Genomic DNA, 1,057 nt, shown 5'->3' on the forward strand with positions numbered 1-1,057 from the left:
ACCGGTGTTCTTCCCCGCGTACGAGTAGAACTTCTCCAGGCCGAGCTGGTCGGAGGTCGGCTCCTCCACCGCCACGTTCTGCGGCAGCGGCTGGATCGCGGTGGCGGTCTCCGACAACCACTTGCCGGTCTGCTTGTTGTGCAGCTCCCACTGCAGCACGTAGTCGGTGCGCTTGTTGCCCTCCGTCGACGACGGCGGCGTCTTCAGCTGCGCGGTGACGTCGACGGTGCCGCCCTTGACGACGTCCTTCGGCAGGGGCGTGAAAGCCTGGGCGCTGGCGTCCGTGACCGGCTCGCCGTTGGGCCGCTCCCACTTGTACGACAGCTCCCAGTCGGAGGCGTTCCAGTCGGCGAGCGTCGGGTTGGACACGGTCACCGGCACGGTGTAGGTCGACGCCGGCGCCAGCAGCTCCGGAGTCGACGCCGCGTAGTACGTCGACTCGGCCGTCTGCTCCAGGTAGGTGACCTCCAGGGTCGGCCGCAGCAGGGGCTCCTGGCCCTCCGACGACAGCAGCATCACCCGGGAGGTCTGGCTCACCTCGTCGCGGATCCGGATCAGGAAACCGCGGTTGCTGGTCGGCGTCTTGAGCCACTCCGCCGCGGGCTGCGTGACGTCCCAGCTCTGCCACTCCGGGTCGTTGGTGATCCCGGTCCGGGCCGCCTTCCAGCTGGTGTCGTAGTCACCACCCGCCGTGGTCCACGCGTTGGTCCCGTCGTAGGTGTTCCACGTGGCCTTGTCCTCGGTGAATCCGCGGGTCAGCTGGTAGACGTCGTAGTAGTCGCCGGAACTGGTACCCGGGTACTCGTTGGTCGCGTACATCTGCAGCTGCGCGTCGACGACCTGCGCGTCCGACGGAATGCCGGTCAGGTTGGGAAACTTGACCAGGCCCCGGGCATCGCCGTAGTAGCTGGAGTTGTTGCCCGCGGAGACGAACGGGTCGCCGTCGTACTGGTCGACGTTCTCCGTCGGCCGCCCCGCGGAGAGCGTCGTGTCGGTCTGGCCGGTGCGGTAGAGCCGGGTGATCTGGCCCGCCTTCGGCAGCATCGCCGGCGTGGTC

1 protein-coding gene is annotated in these 1,057 nt (G+C 68.2%); it reads right to left on the minus strand.

The genetic code is table 11. The annotated features are described in order from the left end of the window. The coding region (locus tag ACL02O_RS34255) for a DNRLRE domain-containing protein (RefSeq protein ID WP_412822330.1) at positions 1-1,044 on the minus strand (1,044 nt) is incomplete at its 3' end. Positions 1,045-1,057: the final 13 nt, after the last annotated feature.

The sequence above is a fragment of the Micromonospora mangrovicola genome, assembly GCF_047200535.1.
In the GTDB taxonomy this organism is placed as follows: domain Bacteria; phylum Actinomycetota; class Actinomycetes; order Mycobacteriales; family Micromonosporaceae; genus Micromonospora.